The sequence below is a fragment of the Xanthomonas sp. NCPPB 2632 genome (genome assembly GCF_041228075.2).
In the GTDB taxonomy this organism is placed as follows: domain Bacteria; phylum Pseudomonadota; class Gammaproteobacteria; order Xanthomonadales; family Rhodanobacteraceae; genus Luteibacter.
On the sequence record NZ_CM192979.1, the window covers coordinates 3,802,658 to 3,820,328 of the forward strand.

General features: G+C 68.0%; 13 protein-coding genes. 5 read left to right on the forward strand and 8 right to left on the reverse strand.

All coding sequences use genetic code 11. From position 1 onward, the window contains the following. Positions 1-14: 14 nt before the first annotated feature. The 4 genes from AB8808_RS16220 to AB8808_RS16235 all read right to left on the reverse strand — a co-directional run bounded on the left by AB8808_RS16220 (position 15) and on the right by AB8808_RS16235 (position 6,223). Positions 15-3,095, reverse strand: coding sequence for an efflux RND transporter permease subunit (locus AB8808_RS16220; protein WP_369930640.1), 3,081 nt, complete (start codon positions 3,093-3,095; stop codon positions 15-17). After that, entirely contained in the window at positions 3,092-4,123 is a 1,032-nt protein-coding gene (locus AB8808_RS16225; RefSeq protein ID WP_369930641.1) for an efflux RND transporter periplasmic adaptor subunit, read from the reverse strand. Before AB8808_RS16225 ends, AB8808_RS16220 begins: the two co-directional genes overlap by 4 nt. After that, positions 4,120-5,466, reverse strand: a complete 1,347-nt coding sequence (locus AB8808_RS16230; protein WP_369930642.1) for a TolC family protein — start codon at positions 5,464-5,466, stop codon at positions 4,120-4,122. The genes AB8808_RS16225 and AB8808_RS16230 overlap by 4 nt, the downstream gene beginning before the upstream one ends. A gap of 91 nt (positions 5,467-5,557) precedes the next feature. Beyond that, positions 5,558-6,223, reverse strand: coding sequence for a response regulator (locus AB8808_RS16235; RefSeq protein WP_369930643.1), 666 nt, complete (start codon positions 6,221-6,223; stop codon positions 5,558-5,560). 226 nt (positions 6,224-6,449) lie between these two features. Here AB8808_RS16235 and AB8808_RS16240 point away from each other — a divergent pair, with 226 nt between their 5' ends. The 5 genes from AB8808_RS16240 to rapA all read left to right on the forward strand — a co-directional run bounded on the left by AB8808_RS16240 (position 6,450) and on the right by rapA (position 14,013). Further along, a complete protein-coding gene (locus AB8808_RS16240) occupies positions 6,450-7,049 on the forward strand; it encodes an ABC transporter ATP-binding protein (protein WP_369930645.1) in 600 nt (199 codons plus the stop codon). Further along, a complete protein-coding gene (locus tag AB8808_RS16245; protein WP_369930646.1) occupies positions 7,046-7,834 on the forward strand; it encodes an ABC transporter permease in 789 nt (262 codons plus the stop codon). The genes AB8808_RS16240 and AB8808_RS16245 overlap by 4 nt, the downstream gene beginning before the upstream one ends. Positions 7,835-8,093: 259 nt before the next feature. Further along, entirely contained in the window at positions 8,094-10,409 is a 2,316-nt protein-coding gene (locus AB8808_RS16250; RefSeq protein WP_369930647.1) for a catecholate siderophore receptor Fiu, read from the forward strand. 19 nt (positions 10,410-10,428) lie between these two features. Next, positions 10,429-11,109 carry a Fe2+-dependent dioxygenase gene (locus tag AB8808_RS16255; protein WP_369930648.1) on the forward strand — a complete coding sequence of 227 codons (681 nt, stop codon included), beginning with the start codon at positions 10,429-10,431 and terminating at the stop codon, positions 11,107-11,109. A gap of 72 nt (positions 11,110-11,181) precedes the next feature. Beyond that, positions 11,182-14,013, forward strand: a complete 2,832-nt coding sequence (gene rapA, locus AB8808_RS16260) for an RNA polymerase-associated protein RapA (RefSeq protein WP_369930649.1) — start codon at positions 11,182-11,184, stop codon at positions 14,011-14,013. Between the two features lie 6 nt (positions 14,014-14,019). Here rapA and AB8808_RS16265 read toward each other — a convergent pair whose 3' ends face one another. The 4 genes from AB8808_RS16265 to AB8808_RS16280 form a co-directional block, all read right to left on the reverse strand. After that, positions 14,020-14,676 (reverse strand): rhomboid family intramembrane serine protease, encoded by a 657-nt coding sequence (locus AB8808_RS16265; RefSeq protein WP_369930650.1) that lies wholly within the window; start codon positions 14,674-14,676, stop codon positions 14,020-14,022. Between the two features lie 13 nt (positions 14,677-14,689). Then, positions 14,690-15,220 (reverse strand): lactoylglutathione lyase, encoded by a 531-nt coding sequence (gloA, locus tag AB8808_RS16270; protein WP_369930651.1) that lies wholly within the window; start codon positions 15,218-15,220, stop codon positions 14,690-14,692. A 254-nt stretch (positions 15,221-15,474) separates the two neighbouring features. Then, entirely contained in the window at positions 15,475-17,070 is a 1,596-nt protein-coding gene (locus AB8808_RS16275; protein WP_369930652.1) for a hypothetical protein, read from the reverse strand. Further along, positions 17,070-17,528 carry a DUF3574 domain-containing protein gene (locus tag AB8808_RS16280; RefSeq protein WP_369930653.1) on the reverse strand — a complete coding sequence of 153 codons (459 nt, stop codon included), beginning with the start codon at positions 17,526-17,528 and terminating at the stop codon, positions 17,070-17,072. Before AB8808_RS16280 ends, AB8808_RS16275 begins: the two co-directional genes overlap by 1 nt. Positions 17,529-17,671 lie beyond the last annotated feature (143 nt).

Sequence of the window (17,671 nt, forward strand, 5' to 3'; positions counted from 1 at the left end):
ATGCCGCAAGTACCTTAGATCTTCCTGTCCGTTGGATGACGATTCGACGTCCGTTCACGCCCGCGCTCCACGGCGCCGATGGCCACGGGCAAGCCCAGCAGGACCAGCGGGTACTGCACCAGCAGGCCACCGACGATGGCGATCGCGAGCGGCTGCTGCATGCGCGCCCCGCGGCCGATCGCCAGCGCCAACGGCAGCAAGGTGAGGATCGCCGCGAAAGTGGTCATGCTGATCGGCCTTACACGAAGGCGCACCGCACGCCGCAAAGCGGCCACGGACGTCGCCGTACGGCGACGGGCCACGTATTCGGAGACCAGGAAGATCGCCATCTCGGTACCGATGCCCATGACCATGGTCAGGCCCATCATGGCGGTGACGTTGAGATCCACCCCGGTGACCCATAACGCGAGGAAGACGCCGGACGCCGACAGCAGTGAGGCAGCGATCACCAGACCCGAGAGCCACAGGCTGCGGTAAAGCAGCATCAGCAGCAGAAATTCGGCGAACATGGCCACCGCAAAGACCTTGCGCAGACCGGCGAACGCCACCTGCTGCTGCGCGTAGAGGCCGCCCAGTTCGTAGCGCGTGCCGGTCGGCAACAGGCCGGGCTGCGCCAGCACGGCACGAACGCCGGACACCGCGGCGTCCATGCCACCGGTGGCGATACGCGCGGTCACCGGTACCATCGTCTGCAGGTTTTCGCGGGTGATCTGCGCCTGTCCGCTCACCGGCACGAGCGACGCGATGCGACGCAGGGGAAAGACGTGACCATCGGGCGCCCTGAGTGGCAAGTCGGCGAGATCGGCGATGCGCCACTCCCGCGCGCCGGGCATCGACACGCGGACGCCGACCGCCCGGGTAAGCAGGGGCAGCGTGGTAGCAACGACGCCGTCCAGCGCGGCACCGACGCTGCGTCCGACCAGATCGGCGTCGACGCCCTCCGCAGCCGCCGCATCGTGGTCGAGACGGATGTCCAGTGCATCTCCCGCGATGCGGACGCCGCTCTGGATATCCACCAGGCCGTCGGTGTGCGCCAGCTTTTCCGCGACACGGGTCGCCGTAGCGCGCAAGGCCACCTCGTCGTCGCCATACAGCTTCACTTCGATCGGCTGCGGCACGGCGATCAGGTCGCCGATGAGGTCCTCCGTCAACTGCGCGGCCTCCACCTCCACGCCCGGAACGTTTCGCAACACGCTTTCGCGCACGTCCTCCATCACCTCACGGGTCGGCGCCGCATGATCGGGCTTCAGCCGGACGAACACGTCGCCGTGATGCGCCTGGCCGAGGTCGCCGCCAAGCCCGGTGCCGAGACGACGCGAGAACGTCTCGACATCGTGCCGCGTGCGCAGGATGGTCTCGATCTGGGCGACCTGGCGTTCGCTTTCGCTGAGCGACGTGCCCGCCGCCGTGTAGTAATCGAGGACGAAGCCACTCTCGTCGGCATCGGGCATGAAACCGGTAGGTACCCGTGATGCCGCGAAGGCACCTGCGACGAACAGGCAAAGCATGACGATGGCGGCCCACCAGGGCCGGCGCACCGCTGTACGGTAGGCTGCGCCATGCCAGCGAACCAGGCCGCGCGCCTTGCCCACGCCCGGATCGCTCCAGCGCGACACATCGATCCAGCGCGAGGCGAGATACGGCACGATGAAGGCGGTCATGGCCCACGACACCGCGAGCGCGCAGGCCATCGTGATGGACAACGCACGCGAGAACGTGCCGGTCACGCCGTCCAGGTACGCCATCGGCACGAACACGATCAACGTCGCCGCGCTTGAGCCGGACAGCGGCGGCAGGAAGTCGCGCGCCGAGCGAAAGAGGCTTCGCTGTATGCCGTCCCGCGCTTCGGATCCCGCGGCGTGCGCAGTGCGGTGGGCAAGGTGCTCGACCATCACCATGACATCGTCGATCACCAGCCCGACGGCCGCGGCCATGCCACCGAGGGTCATGATGTTGAAGCTCATGTTCATCCCGCGCAGCAGCAGGACCGTGATCGCCAGGGTCGCCGGCACGACGACCATGGCGATCGCCACGATACGCATGTTGCGCAGGAACGCCCAGAGCACGACCGCCGCGAGCAGCAGGCCGATCGCAATGGCGTCACGTACGCTGGCGGCGGCATCGGTCACCAGCTCGCTCTGGTCGTACCACTTGCGCAACGTGACGCCCTTCGGCAGCGCCAGCCCGGCCAGGCGCGCCCTGGCCTCCGCGGCGATCGCCACCGCGTTGCCGTCGGGCTGCTCGAACACGTTGAACAACACCGCGGGTCGGCCGTCTTCGGCAACCCGGGTCCATTGCGGTTCGACACCCGTGCGCACCGTGGCTACGTCGGATACGCGTATCCAGCCGCTGTCCGCACGTCGCACCACCACGGCGCCGATGTCGCGCACGTCACGGATCGGCTGGTCGACCAGGGTGAGGAAGAGTTTGTTGCGGTCCTGGACGCGGCCGACCGCACGGACGACGTTGGCGCCGCCGATCGCCCCGACCAGGTCGTCGAGCGACAAGCCATGCGCGGCAAGCTTCCGGACATCGGCTTCCACCTCGATTTCCGGTGTGTCGCCGCCCTGCACGTCGACCCTCGACAGGCCGGGTACCGAAGCCAGCGCCGGGGCGATGCGGAACCGGGCAAGATCGCGCAGGCCCGCAGGAGACACGCTGTCCGAGCGCAACGCATACGAGATGATCGGGAACACCGTCGGGTCCATGCGCCGGACGTCGTAAGTGATGCCTGCGGGGAGGCTGGTGACGACGCGCGCGATGGCCGCATCGACCAGCAGCGTGGATGCGATCATGTCTCGCCCCCAGCCGAAGTCCACCGAGACCTGGGCGGCACCTCGCGAGGTTTCCGAGCGGACACTCTCGACCCCGGGCACCGTCCGGATCGCCTCTTCCACGGGGCGGGTCACCAGCAGCGCCATCGTATCGGCGGGACGGTCGCCGGCATCCAGATCGACGACGATACGCGGGAACGCGACCTGCGGAAACAGGCCCACGGGTAGCGCCCAGGCGGCCACGGCACCGGCGATCGCGAGTGCCATCGCCAGCAGGATGAAGGTCCTTGCGTGACGGACAAGGAAGCCGTCGCCGCTCATGGCGTATCCATGGGGCGCACCTGGATACCCTCGTCCAGTTGTGTGGCACCGACCGTCACCAGCGCCAGCGATGCCTCGATCGCGCCAGCCACCAGCACCTGGTCGCCGTGCTGCGCGACCACGGTCACCGGGACACGGTGCGCCTGTCCCTGCCTCACCTGCCACACGGCACGTGCGCCTTCCTCGCCCGTCACGGCATCGGCAGGCAACTGCCAGCCGGCCAGCGAACCGACCACGATATCGGCGCGATAGGCCATGCCCTGGATCAGCGGGTATGACGTCGAGACCGTAACCCCGACCAGACGCGATTGCGGATCGACCGCACCAGCCACCGTGGCCACCCGGGCGGGCAGCTCGCGTCCTCCCGACAACGCGTGCAGCGCCACCGTGTCACCCGCGTGCACACGGGCCCTATCGGCGGGCTCGATGCCACCCGCAAAGCCGGTGCAGTCGGTATCGGCAAGCGTCATGATCGTCCCGCCCGCGGCGACCTGTGCACCACGCAGCGTATCGATGGTCAGCACCGTGCCATCGGCGGGTGCCTGCAGCTTCTCGTGCGGCGTGTCCTGGGCGGCGAATGCGGCTTCGGCGTCATGCATGGCCTTGTCCGCCTGGGCCAGCTGGTCGTTCGTAGCGAGGTGGTCGGCGAGCAGGCGTGCCGTGCGTTCACGTTGCGCCCGTGCCAACGCAACGGCCGAGCGCGCCGCCACACGTGCCGCGGCGGCCGCCTTCGTCGGCACGAACGACGCCAGGACCTGCCCGGCGTTCACATGCTGCCCCGCGGCGACATCGACCCGGGTGAGCGTCGCGTCGATCGGCAACGTCAACGCGCGCGTGCCGCCGCTGCCCGCCGCACCCTGGCCATAGGCCACGACGATATCGTCGAAGTGGCCGCGCACCGGCGTCACCTGCCGGATCACGGCACTCGGGATCATCGCCCCCGGCGTGCCCGCATCGGCACCGGTATCGCAGCCGCCAAGCGCGACGACGATCGCCACCACGGCGGCGCGGAAAAGAAAACGAATCATGGCGCGATCCCGGGCGGAAGCGAGCTGGGCAATCCCGCGCCGGTCAGTGCGTCGAGCGCGATGCGCTGCTCGCGCCGGTACAGGTCACGGGTGATCCGGTCGACATCCTGCCCCAGCGCGGCGACGTTGAGATCGGCGTAGATGGCGGCATCGATGTCGCCGCGGGCGAAGGCGCGGCTGGCTGCATCCATCGCCACGGTGTCCGTGGTGGTGCGCGCCGCGGCCCGCGCCGCGGCGACCACCGCGGCGATCAAGGCGTGCGCTTCGACCACGGTCTCGTCGATGCGTGCCGTGTATTCGTCATGCAGCTGCTGGCGCGTCGCCTCGGCCACCGCGATCTTGCCCTGCTGGCGATCGAACACGGGCAACTCGAGCGAGGCGGAAGGACCGATGTCGAGCACCTTGCTGCTGTCGCGTGTGGCGTCCACGCCGACCGACAACGGCGGAAACTGGTTGAGGATCGCGCCGCGCAGGCGCGCCTCCTGCGCGGCGTAGGCGAAGCGTAGCGCGGCAAGATCGGGACGGTGCTCGCCCATCGAAGCGACTGCCGCCGTCGCCTGCGTCAGATCGAAAGGCCCCAGCGCTGGCAGCGGTGCCAGCGGCAAGGGCGCGTCGGCATCGAGGCCCAACAGCGCCGACAGTTCCGCACGCTGCGCTTGCACGACCTGTCGCGCGTCGCTGGCCGCCGTGCGTGCGTCGACCGCCGCGGCGAAAACGGCGCTGGATGTACCGGCGTCCGCATCGCCTCGCCCCACGGCGGCGCGCAGCGATGCCGCGCGTGCTTCGATCAGGTCGGCCAGGCGATCGCGCAGGGTCAGGCGGCGCTCGCCATCGACCACGTCGACGACGAGCTGGCGCGCCCGCGCCAACGTGACCCAGGACTCCCACAGCAGCTGTGCGTCGGTGGCCGAGGCCGTGGCACGCGCTTCGTCGCGACGGGCACCGCGCACGATCAGACCCTGCAGGCTCTGCGCGAAGCTGGCGCCCCACGCCGGCACGTCGCCTGCACCGGCCACCAGGAAGCCCAGGTTGGCCTGCACGCTCGGGTTCGGCAGGGTCGAGGCGTCCAGCACCTGCGCCCGGCCGACGCCATGGCGGGCGCGCGTCGCGGCCAGCGTGGGATTGTTGAGCAGGACAAGGCGCTGGACGGCCGCCTCGTCCAGCGGCAGGGCCGTGCCCTTGCCACCCTGGAGGTCCTCGACACGACGGGCCAGCGTGGCATGCGTGACGAGCGGCAGCGGGCGATAGGTCGCACAGCCCACCAGACCGGTCGCCCCGACGAGGGCAAGCAAGTGACGCAACGCATTCCATCCGGCGGCTTTCATGGCCCGCAGGTTAGACATGCCGGCTTAGCGCAATCTTTGGCCGGGCATCCGGCGTGACGACAGGCCGGAATGACGCCCGCTTCGATGGCCGCGCCTCAGCGCGGCACGATCATGCGAGGTCGCGCGGCACCATGTAACCGAAACCGCGCACGGTACGAATCGCCTCGGCGCCGAGCTTGCGGCGCAGGGAATGCACGAGGACCTCCAGCGCGTTCGGGCCCACGTCCGATTCCATGCCGTAGACGGAGCCTTCGATGGTCTCGCGGCGGACGATCTTGCCGTGGCGCTCCATGAGGATACGCAGCAACGCGAACTCGCGTCGGGTCAGCTCGACGGGACGCGCGTGGTAGGTCACCTCCAGGGTGCTCAGGTTGAGCGACAGGGCGCCCGCGTCCAGCTGGTTGTCGGCCAGGCCCCGCGCGCGTCGAGCCAGCGAGCGGATGCGCGCAGCCAGTTCATCGAGATGGAAGGGCTTGGTCATGTAGTCGTCGGCACCGGCATCGAGCCCCTGGATGCGCGACTCCACGCTGTCCCGGGCGGTCATCACCAGGATGGGCGTCCTGACGTTGAGCCGGCGCGCTTCCGTGATGACGTCGATGCCATCCTTCTCGGGCAGGCCCAGGTCGAGCAGTACGAGATCCACCGACTCGTTACGCAATGCCTCGAGGCCTTCGGCGCCGTTGCGCAGCCAGGTGACCGTGTAAGCCAGATGTTCCAGCGCCCGTTTGATGGCGCAGCCCAACCGCGCGTCGTCCTCGACCACGATAATGTTCATCGATCACGTCCTCTTCGGCACACAACGACGTCAGGTATCGCATCCATGCGCGCGGCTTGGGTCACGTATTCGGCAAGGCGAGCGCATTATTCCGGACGTGGCTTAGAAGTGGCTGAGTACCGGCGTAAGCTTCAGATAAGTCGCAAGGGTGACCCTATCGGTGAGCAAACCCTGCCCGCGTTCACCGTGGGCGACCCCGATATGACCATGACCACGGACGCCTTTCTTGAGCCTCGATGTCCATGCCTTGCGCGGCAGCCTCGCCGGGCCGTTCGATTTCCATGTCCCGTCCGGGCGGTGCCTGGCCATTACCGGTCCTTCCGGCTCGGGCAAGAGCCTGCTCCTGCGCATGCTCGCCGACCTCGACCCGTGTGAGGGTCAGGTATCGCTCGACGCCGAGCACCGTGCCACGATGTCGCCGACGACGTGGCGCCGCCGCGTGGCCCTGCTTCCGGCCAGGAGCGGCTGGTGGGCGGACAGTGTGGACGAACACTTCGTCGCCGGGCAGTCCGACGAACGCGGTGCGCTGGCCTGCGACTTATTGCTCGCCGACCGACTGTTCGGCCAACCGGTCGATGAAACGTCCACGGGCGAACGCCAGCGACTCGCCCTGATCCGTGCGTTGCTCACCGGGCCGAGGGTGGTGCTGCTGGACGAACCGACCGCCTCGCTGGATGCGACGGCGACGTTCGCCGTGGAGGCCGTCCTGCGCCGACGGATGCAAGAAGGCCTGATCGTGGTGATCGTCACGCACGACGTCGCGCAGGCGGACCGTCTCGGCGATGAAGCCCTGGTCATGTGCGATGGCACGCTGGTGCGGCCATGATGCCGCTCAGCTTGCACACCACCGATATCGCGTGGGCCGGGATACTGCTGCTGATCGACGGGGGCCTGTCGGTGTGGCTACGGCTGCGCTTTCATCGCGCGCTGGCGATCGCGACACTGCGCATGGTCGTACAGCTCGTCGCCGTGGGTTACCTGCTGCGTTACGTGTTCGCCGGTCACTCGCCGTGGCTGACCGCAGGCATCCTGCTTGCCATGTCCCTGGTCGCGGCACGCGAAGTGGCCGTGCGACCGTCGCGCCGGCTGCGCGACGGGAACGCGCTGGTGGCATTGCCCAACGTGGTCGGCGTGGTGCTCCTGACGACGGCCTTCGCCCTGATGACCGCCATACGCCCCGAGCCATGGTACGACCCCCGCTACGCCATCCCGTTGGTGGGCATCCTGCTCGGCAGCATCCTCAACGCGGGCAGCATCGCGTTGTCCGGCGTCCTGGACAACGTGAGCTTGCAACGCGAAGGCATCGAGGCCCAGCTCATGCTGGGCCGCAGCTTTCGCAACGCCACCGCGCCCCTGGTGACCCGTGCCATCCGCAACGCCATGGTTCCGGTCATCAACCAGATGGCCGCCGCCGGCGTCATCACCCTGCCGGGGACGATGACGGGCCAGATGCTTGCCGGCGCCGATCCGGTAGACGCCGTGAAATACCAGATCCTGCTTTTGATCCTGCTCGCGGGCTCCAGCTGCCTGTCCGCGATCGGCACGGCGTTTCTGGCCATATCGCGCCTGACCGACGAACGGCAGCGATTGCGCCTCGACCGACTGCGCTGAGCCGATCGGCGAAGCCCCATTCCTCGACACCATGGCGACGAGGGGATGGGCGAATCCCTGGAGATCCCATACATGAATATTGCGAATCGTTCTCATTAAGTTTACGATGTGCATCACGCCGGGTTAACGCTTACCTGCGCAGCACGCATCGCAAGGGCAGTCACCGTCTTCCGCCCCAGTCATCGCCTCGCGCGATGCGGCCGCGTGCGCGCAGCCCGGGCCCCCGCCCTTTTCGTCATCGTCTCTCGCAAGGATTACCATGGCCTTCATCACCAGCCGCAAGCACGCCGCACCCGCGGTACGCACCGTCGGCGCCGCCGTCCTCCTCTCGCTCGCCCATGGCGCCATCGCTGGCGATGCACCGGTGGATGTCGCCCCGCCGCAGCAGGCCAAGGTCAACGACGCGCAGGCCCTCCCAGGCATGCAGGTGCAGGCGGATCGCTCCAGCGATTACCGCGTGGACAAGGTGTCCTCGCCCAAGTTCACCCAGTCGCTGCTGGACACCACGCAGACCATCCAGGTGATCAACCGCGCCCTGATGCAGCAACAGGGCGCCACCACGCTGACCGAGGCGCTGCGCAACAGCCCGGGCGTGGGCACGTTCTTCGTCGGCGAGAACGGCTCGACCAACACCGGCGACTCCATTTACATGCGTGGCTTCGATACCTCGGGCAGCATCTTTGTCGACGGCGTGCGTGACCTGGGCACCGTGTCGCGCGATGTGTTCAACATCGAGCAGGTGGAAGTCACCAAGGGGCCGGACGGCACGGAGTACGGCCGCACCGCGCCCACCGGCGCGGTCAATCTCGTGACCAAGCAGCCGGTGCTCGGCAACGGCGTATCCGGCTCGGTGCAGGTGGGCAGCGGCCAGCGCCGCCGCGGCACCGCCGACTGGAACCAGGCGCTGGGCAACGACGCGGCGTTCCGCCTCAACGTCATGGGCCAGGACAGCCACGTGGCCGGACGCGACCGGATCGAGAACAACCGCTGGGGCGTGGCGCCGTCGCTGGCCTTCGGGCTCGGCACACCGACCCGTGTCTACCTCGACTACCTGCATATCAAACAGAACAACGTGCCAGACGGCGGCGTGCCGACCATCGGCCTGCCGGGTTACACGTCACCCGATCGCCGAGCGTTCCTCACCGGCGCGGGCAAGGTCGACGAAGACAACTACTACGGCACCAACCAGGACCACGATCATGTCACGCAGGACATGTTCACCGTCATCGTCGAGCACGACTTCAGCGACACCGTGGCGCTGCACAACAGCTCGCGCTGGGCACGCACCACGCAGGACTACCTGCTGACCGCGTTCATGGGCACCACCGCCAACCTGCTCACGCCCGACCCGGCCGATCCGTCGACCTGGACGCTGGCACGCAGCCTGCCGACGTTCAAGCACCAGTCCAACCGCATCGCCACCAACCAGACCAACCTCACGGCGACGATCGAGTCGGGTGCGGTCACGCAGAACATCAGCGCCGGTATCGAGCTGACCAACGAGCAGGCACGCACCATTGGCCTCGGCCCCGTCACCGGCAGCACCTTGCCGGCGGCCAATCTGTACAAGCCGTACTCCGACGTGGGTGGTCTGCGCTACCACGAGACCGGTGCGGTATCGAGCGGCAAGACCAACACCGCCGCAGCCTACCTGTTCGACACACTGAAGTTCGGCGAGAACTGGCAGGTGAACGCCGGTGTGCGCTTCGACCATTACAAGACCGACTTCAGCAGCCTCGTGGTCTGCGGTGCGCGCAATGGCCCCGCGTGCGGTCGCCTGCCGGCCGGCAGCATCCTGCCCGGCGTGGACACCACCAAGAGCGACAACCTGATCAACTACAAGGTGGGCGTGCTGTACAAGCCGGCCGCCAACGGCAGCATCTACATCAACGTGGCGCAGTCGCAGGAGCCACCGGGCGGCAACACGCTCACGCTGTCCGGCGCAACCAACAGTGCCGACAATCCCAACTTCGATCCGCAGAAGGCACGTACCGCCGAGATCGGCACCAAGTGGGATCTGCTCGACTCGCGGTTGCTGCTGACCGGCGCGCTGTACCGCACCACGGTGACCAACGAGCTGGTGCAGGACCCGACCGACCTGCTTTATTACCAGATCGGCAAGAAGCGCGTGCAGGGCATCGAGGTATCGGCCCTGGGCAAGCTGACGGAAGACTGGGCGGTCAGCGCCGGCTTCACCACGATGGACGCCACTGTGGAGCAAGGCACCCACGTGACGCAGAACGGCTCGGACGACCTTGCCTATACGCCGAAGAAGGCGTTCACCTCCTGGACCACCTACCACCTGCCGTTCGACCTGACCGTCGGCGGCGGCGCACGCTATTCCGGCGAACTGCTGCGCGGCACCGACGGCGCGGTGGGCACGCCGCAGTACACCAAGGCGTACTGGGTGTTCGATGCGATGGCCAGCTACCCGATCAACCGCAACATCGACCTCCAGCTCAACGTGTACAACCTGTTCGACAAGCGCTACGTGGCCGCGATCAACAAGAGCGGCTACCGCTACACTCCGGGGACGCCGCGCTCGGCGATGCTCACCGCCAACGTCCGTTTCTGATCCACCGGAAGAATCCGCCATGTTGCTGCATATCCCCGATGTCCTGACCGCCGAACAGGTCGCGGGAATGCGTGCCGCCATGATGGATGCCGACTGGACCGACGGTCGGCAGACCGTCGGTCCGCAGGGCGCGAAGGTGAAGCGCAACCTGCAGCTGCCCGATGCATCGCCCCTGCGGCGCCAGCTGGGTGAACAGGTGGTCGCGGCGCTCACCCGCCATCCGCTCTACCACGCGGCGGCGCTGCCGCTGCGCACGATCTCGCCGCGCTTCAACCGCTACGAAGGCGGTGGCGAATACGGTTTCCATATCGACGGCGCGGTGATGTCCACCGGCCACGGCGACGAACACGTCCGCAGCGATATCTCATGCACGCTGTTCCTGTCCGAGCCGGACGAGTACGACGGCGGCGAACTGATCGTCAGCGACACCTACGGCGAGCACGAGGTCAAGCTGCCGGTCGGCCACGCCATCGTCTATCCCTCGTCCAGCCTGCACCGGGTGACGCCGGTGACGCGTGGCGCCCGTATCGCCGCGTTCTTCTGGGTGCAGAGCCTGGTCCGCGACGATGGTGCGCGGCGGCTGCTGCTGGAGCTCGATACGTCCATCCGCGAGCTGTCGGCCACAGGGGCGGATCAGGCGGCGATCCTGCGCTTGACGGGCGTCTATCACAACCTGCTGAGACGCTGGGCCGAGACCTGATCTCACAAAGGTAGGCATCCGGAGCCGGGCGGCGGATAATCAACGCCCCCTTGCAGTCCTGGCTCCCCTCGCATGTTCCAACCCGGTCAACGCTGGATCTCCACCGCCGAGCCCGAGCTCGGTCTCGGCACCGTTCTTCGCGTCGAGGGACGTAGCGTGCAGGTGCTGTTCGCCAAGGCGGGCGTGCTGCGCCCCTATGCGTCGGACAGCGCCCCCCTGATTCGTGCGGAATTCCGCGCCGGCCAGCGTGTATCGGGCAAGGGCATCGCCTTCCTGGTCGAGCGCATCGAGGAACGTGAGGGCCTTTATGTCTACCGTGGCGAAGGCCGCGAACTGGAAGAAGGCCAGCTGGACGACGAACAGGCGCTGTCTCAGGCGGACGACCGCCTGATCGGTGGCCGTACCGACACCAACGACCGCTTCGACCTGCGCCTGGAAGCCCTGCGCCGGCGTGCCGATGCCCGTCGCTCCGCGGCCTGGGGCCTGGAATCGGCGCGGATCGGCCTGGTGCCGCATCAGCTGCGTGTGGCCGGCATCGCCGCCGCGCGTCGCCCGCCCCGTGTGCTGCTGGCGGACGAGGTCGGCCTGGGGAAGACGATCGAGGCCGGCATGATCCTCTCGCGCCAGCTGGCGGCCGGGCGCGCGGGTCGCGTGCTGGTGCTGCTGCCGGAAACCCTGGTCTACCAGTGGTTCGTCGAGCTGCTGCGCCGTTTCAACCTGTCCTTCTCGATCTTCGACGAAGAACGCTGCGAGGCGATCGAACAGGCTAGCGACGGCCGCAATCCGTTCGAGGACGAACAGCTGGTCATCGCCGATTTCGCCTTCCTCGAAGGCTCGCCGAAGCGCGCCGCGCAGCTGACCGAGGCCGGCTGGGACCTGATCGTGGTGGACGAAGCCCACCACCTGGCCTGGACCCCGGACGAGGCCAGCCCCCGCTACCGCCTGGTCGAGACCCTCGCCGCCGCCACGCCGGGCGTCATCCTGCTCACCGCCACGCCCGAGCAGCTGGGCCGCGCCGGGCATTTCGCCCGCCTGCGCCTGCTCGACCCGCAGCGCTACAGCGACCTGGACACCTACCTCGGCGAGGCGGAAGGCTATGGCGCCTTGTCCGAAGTCGCCAGCGTGCTGGCCGCGGGCGAGACACTCGGCACGGCGCATCGCGAGGTGCTCAAGGCTCGCTTCACCGGCGACCGCGAGTTGCTCGGCCTGGTCGAGCGCGACGACGCCAACGACGCCCTGCTGGCCGCCCTCATCGATCGCCACGGCACCGGCCGCGCCATGTTCCGCAACCGCCGTGCCGGCATCGGCGGCTTTCCGCACCGTGTGCCGCACATCCGCGTGCTGGATGCCGATGCGCTCGAGCCCGGCCGCCGCGACGCCCTGCTGGCAGAGTTCCGCTCCGACCTGCAACAGCCACCGGCACCACTGGAATTCGACTACCACGACGACCCGCGCCTGGCCGCGCTGCTGAGCCTGCTCGACGCGCATCCGGCGGACAAGTTCCTGCTGCTGTGCCGCAGCCAGGCCAAGGTGCTGGCGATCGAGGAAGCCCTGCGCACGAAGAGTGGCGTGGGCGTGGCCCGCTTCCACGAAGGCCTGGGCATCGTGCAGCGCGACCGCAACGCCGCGTTCTTCGCCCAGCCCGATGGCGCGCGCCTGTTGCTGTGCTCCGAGATCGGTTCGGAAGGCCGCAACTTCCAGTTCGCCCACCGCCTGGTGATGTGGGATCTCCCCCTCGATCCGGACCTGCTCGAACAGCGCATCGGTCGCCTGGACCGCATCGGCCAGAAACACGACATCAGCATCCACGTGCCCGTGGTCGAGCAAAGCGCGCAGCACATCCTGGCGCGCTGGTACGACGAAGGCATGGACGCGTTCCGCTCCAGTCCCGCCGACGGTCGCGAGCTGCTGCGTCGGTTCGGTGAGCTGTTGTCCACGCTCGCCGACGAGCACGCCCGCGAGGACGACGCGCGCGACCAGGAGCTGGATGCGCTCATCGCCGAGACCCGCGGCGCGCACGAGGAACTGGCCGCCCTGATCCACGCCGGCCGCGACCATCTGCTCGAACTGGCCGCCAGCCGCGACCCGCATGCGGACGACCTCGCCGGCAGCTTTGCCGCCGAAGACGCCGACGAAGCGCGCGACGCCTTCATCCAGCGCCTGTTCGAGACCTTCGGCGTGCACGCGGAAGAACTGGCCAAGGACATCGTGCTGCTGGATCCGCAGTACCTGTCCACCGACGGCCTCACCGGCTTTGCCGATGGTCCGTTGTCGGTCACGTTCTCGCGCGACCTCGCCCTCGCACGCGAAGACCTGCCGCTGCTGCGCCTCGACCACCCGATGGTGCTGGCCGCGGTGGACCTGCTGGTCTCGGGAGAGAACGGCAATGCCGCCTTCCTCGTCGACGATGCCCTGCCCGTGCGCACGGCCCTGTTGCAGGCCGTGTTCGTGCTGGAAATCATCGCCGACCGCACGCTCGATCCGGGCCGCTTCCTGCCCACGACACCGCTGGCCCTGACGGTGGACACCAAGCTCAGCGAACGCCCGGGCTTCCGCCCCAGCGACGTCGCCATGCGCCGCGCGCCCGATCGCAACATCGAGGTGCCGCGCTATCGCAAGTTCCTCTCCAAGCTGGTGCCGCCCATGCTGGAACGCGCACAGGACCTCGCCGAGGCCCGTGCCGAAGTGATCAAGGTGGAGGCGATGGAAACCGCACGGCGCGAACTCGACACGGAGTACGCGCGGCTGGTCGCCCTGCACGCGGTCAATCCGTCGATCACCGACGCAGAGCTGGAGGCGGTGGAGAACGAACGCGATGCCCTGCTGGCAGCGATCCCCGAAGCGCGTTTCCGCCTCGACTCGGTACGCTTCGTGGTCAGCCCGGATTTCCTCGCGCTGCGCTGACTCGCTTCAGAACGAAGGGCGTGGCGGCGGCCTGACGCCCCACGCCCACAGCAGCGCCAGCCCGGCGAACAATCCGCCCAGGTGGGCGAAGTGCGCCACGCCGGATACCGTGCCGGTAACACCGAAGATCAGTTCGGCGGCGCCGTAGAGCGTGACGAACAACCACGCCGGGATACCGATGGGAATCGGGATCAGCATCAGCTTCTCGCGCGGGAACAGCATGGCGAATGCGCCGAGCAGGCCGAACACCGCACCGGACGCACCCACCGTCGGGTACATGCGGCCCGGCTCGAAGAAGTACACCACCGCCAGCTGTGCCACGGCGGCCGCTACGAGGCAGGTGAAGTAGTAGATGACGAAGCGCCGCTGGCCCATCACGCGCTCGATCAGCCCACCAAACATGTACAACGCGTACATGTTCAGCACGATGTGCATGATGCTTCCATGCATGAAGCCGTAGGTCACCAGCTGCCAAACGCGGAACCCGATGCCGGCGATATCGCCGCCGCCCAGGTCCACGGCAAGGTCGTGGCCGATCGGCCACAGGGCGAACCAGCGGCTCACCGCCAGCGTCTGCTCGTCGCCCAGCAGCGTCTGCACGATGAAGACCAGCACGTTGGCGATCAGGAGATTGCGGGTTACCGGGGGCAGGTTGGTCGGCATGGCGTCAGGCGGGTCAGGCGACGAACGGCGTGGGCTGGAGGATCTCGATCCAGTACTGGTCCGGATCGCGGATAAAGGCGATATGGCGCATGCGACCGTCGCTCAGGCGCTTCTGGAACGCCACGCCCATCGCCTCGAAACGCGCGCAGGCGGCGTTGACGTCAGGCACGCTCACGCACAGGTGGCCGAAGCCGCGCGGCTCGCCGTTGCCATTATGGTAAGCGAAGGCGGCATCCTTCTCCGTGCCGTGGTTGTGCGTCAGCTCCAGCACGCCTGGCTGCGACAGCACCCAGCGCTTGCGCTCCGCGTCGTCATCCGGAATGAGCGCACGATCGCCCACCAGCACCAGGTAGACGATGGTGAAGGCCGCCTCTTCGTGCACCTGCCGGTACACGGGCGTAAAGCCCAGAACCCGCGTATAGAAGTCCAGCGACACGTCCAGGTCGCGCACCCGGATCATCGTATGGTTGAACACGTAGCCATGGGTCACGGCGTCCGGCGCGGCGGTCACGCCCGGCAATGAGGTCAGGTCGGAAAGAGACATGGGGATTTTCCTCGGGACAATGCCCAAGGGTGGCCTCCCACCCCCCGCAATTCAAGCACCGCCCCACGCCATCCACCCAAAACCCGCCACATCCCACCTACAACCCGCCAAACCTCACCTACAACGCGGGTAGGAGCTCACGATGTGAGCGAAAAACCAACGCGTAGGAGCTCACGATGTGAGCGAAAAGCCAACGCAGCGAAGAAGCCGCCCCCACCCTACCCCAAGGCGCTTCCGACCCCACCCCGCCGCCCCTACGAAGCCTCCCGCGCCCCCCTCGTCTCCCCCACCGACAACACCATCAACACCCCCGCCAACACCCCATACGCCGCCACGAACTGCCACACCACCGCCCGCGCCGCCGCATCCAGCAACCAGGGCAGGTACACCGAACCGATCGGCGCCACCGAATGAATCACCCCGAACGCAGTAAGCACGCCCCCCAGCGCCACGATACCCGCGGCCTTGCGCACCTGCCCGTCGATCATCGCCACCACGAAACTGGCCCAGACCATCGAGGTGATGATGAAGCCGTTGCCGAGGATCACGATGACCGCCATGGCCGAAATACCGTGGGCGTTGTCGGCGTACAGCGCCGCGAAATGCGCCGGGTCCACGATGGTCGGATCGCCCAGCTTGATGGCCAGCAGCCGCGCGATGGCCGGGAAGAAACTGAAGACCACGGCGCCCGCGTAGCGTAACGGCGTGGCCTCGAACGCCTGGGTGGTGATGCTGACGGACACGAAGACCAGGATCGGCGCGAGCACCGCCACGGGCAGCAATTCCACCAGGTTGGACAGGTAGCCGAACACGCCGCCCAGGCCGATGACCAGACCCGTGACCAGGGTGTAGCCCGTGCGTGCGCCCATGGCCTTGTAGGCCGGCTGTCCGATGTATGGCGTGGTCTGCGCCACGCCCCCGCAGATGCCCGCCACCAGCGTCGCCAGCGCCTCGACCAGCAGGATGTCGCGGGTCGAGTAATCATCCCCCGCCGCGCGCGCGCTTTCGGTCACGTTGATGCCGCCCACCACCATCAGCAGGCCGAACGGCAGGATGAGGGGCAGGTAGGGCAGCGTGGCCGGCAAGGCATCGAGGAAACCGAGGTTGGGCAGCGGCAGGCCCAGCCGCCATGTCCAGCCCGCGGGCGCGTGATAACCGCTGCCCAGCAATCCGACCGGGCCCAGCCCGTAATACAGCGCCACGCCGACGACGAAGGCGCCGAGCACGCCCGGGATGCCGAACGGCAGGCGCCGCCGGGCGATCAGCGCGTACAGCACGATACCCAGCCCGGCAAAGCCCACCACCGGCACACGCAGGATCTCGACCAGCGGCAGCAGGCCCATCAGCACCAGCGCGATGCCGGCAATCGAGCCCAGCAGGCCCGCGCGCGGCACCGAGCGCTGCACCCACGCCCCGAAGAACGACAGCACCAACTTGAGCACGCCCATGACCACCAGCGACGCCATGCCCAGGTGCCAGGTGGCCTCCCCGGCGGCGGCGGCATCCATGCCGGCTTGCCGGTAGCCCGCGAACGCCGGGCCCAGCACCAGCAGCGCCATGCCGATGGTGGTCGGCGCGTCGATCCCCAGCGGCATGGCCGTGACGTCGTCGCGGCCGGTGCGCGCGGCCAGGCGGCGGGCCATCCAGGTATAGGCGAGATTGCCCAGCAGCACGCCGAGTGCCGTGCCGGGGAACATGCGCCGGAACACCAGGTCGGCCGGCATGCCGAAGATGCCGATGAGCGCCGTGGCCAGGAAGGCCAGCAACGACAGGTTGTCGACCACCAGACCCAGGACGCCGTTGAGGTCGCCGCCGCCGAAGCGACGACGCGTTGCGGGGACGGCCGCCATCAGAAGGACACGTCCGCGGGCTGGGTCACGCGCAGCACGGACTGGTCGCCCGTCTTCGCCTTCCACGCCGCGCGGATGGCATCGACCGACGCCCGCGCCGCCGGCGTATCGGGATACAGCAGCACCACGATCTTCGAGCGGAGGCGCTCGGGCTGGGCCTGTTGCCTGCCCTGCCACTGGCCGTAAGCGTCGACCACGGTGAGGCCGCTGGGAAAACGGGGCGTCACTTCCTTGTCGAGGAAACCGCGCCACGCCGCTTCGTCCACGCCGTCGTGCGCATCCGCGCGACCCAACCCGAAGTAGAGCTCCGTGCGGACCCATCCACGGGTGGCATCCGGATGGGCCGTATCGCCTTGCAGCGTTGCCGCGACAGGTGCGGCCGAGCCGCGCTGCGCGGGGCCGGCACAGGCGGCCGTCACGAGCGAGACGGCGAGGAAAAGACCAGCGAACACCTTCATGGAAACCCCTTGCACGAGTATTTCGAAACGGACGTCCATACGGCTAGGCGTCCGACCTATTGACACAGCGTACACTGCAATGCAACAAATAGTGCAAGGTTCGCACGTTACTGCGGCCACCGGAACCATCATGCTCCGCCATC